This window comes from Clostridium sp. AM25-23AC (assembly GCF_003435125.1).
Lineage (GTDB): Bacteria > Bacillota > Clostridia > Lachnospirales > Lachnospiraceae > Pilosibacter > Pilosibacter fragilis.
The window spans coordinates 1-2,394 of record NZ_QWGI01000078.1 but is presented as its reverse complement, the minus strand read 5'-3'; the positions used below and the strand labels follow the sequence as shown (position 1 = coordinate 2,394).

The window sequence follows — 2,394 nt, the reverse complement described above, 5'->3', positions numbered from 1 at the left end:
ATTCTCAAAAAGTCAAAGAAAATGGGAACGCCTATCAGCCAGAGGAAAAAACGATAAAGAAAAACCGCTGTTGCATGGTTTGTTGACTTCCATGTAGCAGCGGTTTTTGCTGGGATTATTCAGTTGAATTTTTAGAACGACAAACTGAAATTGCTGCTAATAACTGAGAATCTATCTTTTATTTTATAGAAATCTCACTCTTTACTGAATCTACAATACTCTACAAAGCTTTTTACGGAAAAATGCTTCGGATTAAGATACTTAATACCAGTATCTATCAACTCAAATTTTTCATAATCAAACTCAAGTTTTTCATTGTTTAAGAAATCATCATCTATCCATAAAGCAGGTAAAATATGCTCACAATAATCAAAGTATCTTCTGCATTCAATACATTCTTCGTCTAAAGACTCTACACCAACATAATGAATATTATAATCTACAGTATCGTTTATAAATCTTTCAAGGAAACTGTTCAAAACAAAGGCTACTCTATCATCACAATATACATAACCAATTAAATTTTTATCTGTGATTTCTACACATTCATTATACCCGTCTACTGATGAGTCGTAGTATATAGCATACCAATATGCTCCTGGATTTCCTGATTGTGAAAGAAAATAATTTCCAATAACAACTTCCAAATGTCCACATAATGAAATCCATTGATGTTTTGTACTACTACTTATCGAAAAAATACCACTAATATCCGTCATGTCATCACACTCTCTATTGTATATCTTCAAATTCTTATTTATCTTTTTATATTTTCGTCATCACATCACAATACATCAATCACGATTTCCGGCTGCATACTCGCCCATGCAAACATCCATGACTATCCTCGCTGGCTGAATCAGTGCATCCTCATACTGACACTTCCACTGGATGTCCTGCACGATCATTCCGTTCCGAATGCCGTCGATGGTATCCCCATCCTTCATAGGCTTTTCATTGTTCAGCAAATAGGATGCCAAATTGTAGGCGTGATTTACTACCCAGTTTGGATCCATGTCACGGAAGTGATACTGCAAATCTTCTATATACAAAAGACTCAGACCAAGCGTGTCCACTACACTGTCCTCCGTCCCCTGAACATTAAAAAAACGAACGTTTACTGCGTACCGGATAAAGCGGTCAACGCCGGGGATTTCATTTTTCCGGATATCATCAGCCAGGATCAGCTTTCCTGAGTTAAGGTTGTAAACCGCCTCACACTGAGGATATAATTCCACCAGTGCCTCCAGATAATCCATAAGCATATTTGCACGTTTTCTTGCAGGTAGCCCGCCGCCCAACATATCATTAGCAAAAATCTGATATTTGCACTCAGAGAGAATACGGTCACGGTCACTCATACAATCCCACATCTGGCTGCGTCTGAAAGCATCAATGGAATCCCGCACAAATTCCTCACAGTCAGAAATCATCAATGTTACCGGAATGCTGGCATCCTTCATCTCAGAGATGTAATCATGGGCGGCAAATTTCACACCCGCCTTGCGACTACCATACTGCTCCACTTTTCCCAGATGCTTCGACAATATCTCTATAAACCTCTCATTGGAAGGCATCTCGTATTTCTCTTTCATCAGAAGCTGTATCATGAACACGCCGCCTGGGCGTATTTGGGAATCAGTCTTTTGTGACAAATCCTGCTGAAACTGCTGCTCCTGATGCTGTTTTTCTTCTGACTCCCTCTTTTCTTTTCTTTTTTTCAACTTATCCAATAACCCCATCTACATTCTCCTTTGTGTTGACTTTACGATTTGTTGCTCAAGTTCATCTTAAAATTATACCATAAAACTTGTGAACAATTCTACCGTCATTTTGGAACATATGAGAAAAGTCCGAACAGTTTTCTGCCCGGACTTTCTCACTCAATCATAAATCAATTCCGCTTTCACAATCTCCTCTGCCTGTGCCTTGCAAGCGTTCATCTGCCGCACCCATTCCATTTGGTTTTCGGCTTTCAGCTGTTCGGTCACACCGTTTTGCTCTGCCAGTGACCACACGATCAGCTCCATGCGGCTTCATGCCGCTTCGTCAATCTCGGCGCAATGCTCAAAGAGCTTGTCGGATAGTACCAGCTCATTGAACAGTATCGGGCGGTGCATTTCCAGATACGCCTTGCGAAGTCTGCCGTAGTGTCCGAGGGGCTTGGTCTTGCGGATAACGATGTTCGGGATAAGATAATCGCCGTTCTGTGTGTAAGTGATATTCATGCTGTTTGTACTCCTTTCATCGGCTCTCTCTGCGGTAAACTGCTGACCGGGACGAACACGCCCTTTGCAATATCCTCCGCACGAATGGCGGCTTTCTTGGCTTCGATTTCTGCCTTTTTCCGCTTCTTGATTTTGTCCTCGTATCGCTTCTGCGCTCCGCTGGCTT

At 41.4% G+C, this 2,394-nt stretch carries 2 protein-coding genes and 1 pseudogene; all 3 read right to left on the bottom strand.

All coding sequences use genetic code 11. The features are described 5' to 3' along the window. Positions 1–194: 194 nt before the first annotated feature. Entirely contained in the window at positions 195–719 is a 525-nt protein-coding gene (locus tag DW677_RS17855) for a hypothetical protein (protein ID WP_015553442.1), read from the bottom strand. A 75-nt stretch (positions 720–794) separates the two neighbouring features. Continuing rightward, positions 795–1,742, bottom strand: a complete 948-nt coding sequence (locus tag DW677_RS17850; protein WP_015553441.1) for a DUF4261 domain-containing protein — start codon at positions 1,740–1,742, stop codon at positions 795–797. A gap of 141 nt (positions 1,743–1,883) precedes the next feature. Then, positions 1,884–2,228 (bottom strand): annotated as a pseudogene (locus DW677_RS17845) (TnpV protein). Positions 2,229–2,394: the final 166 nt, after the last annotated feature.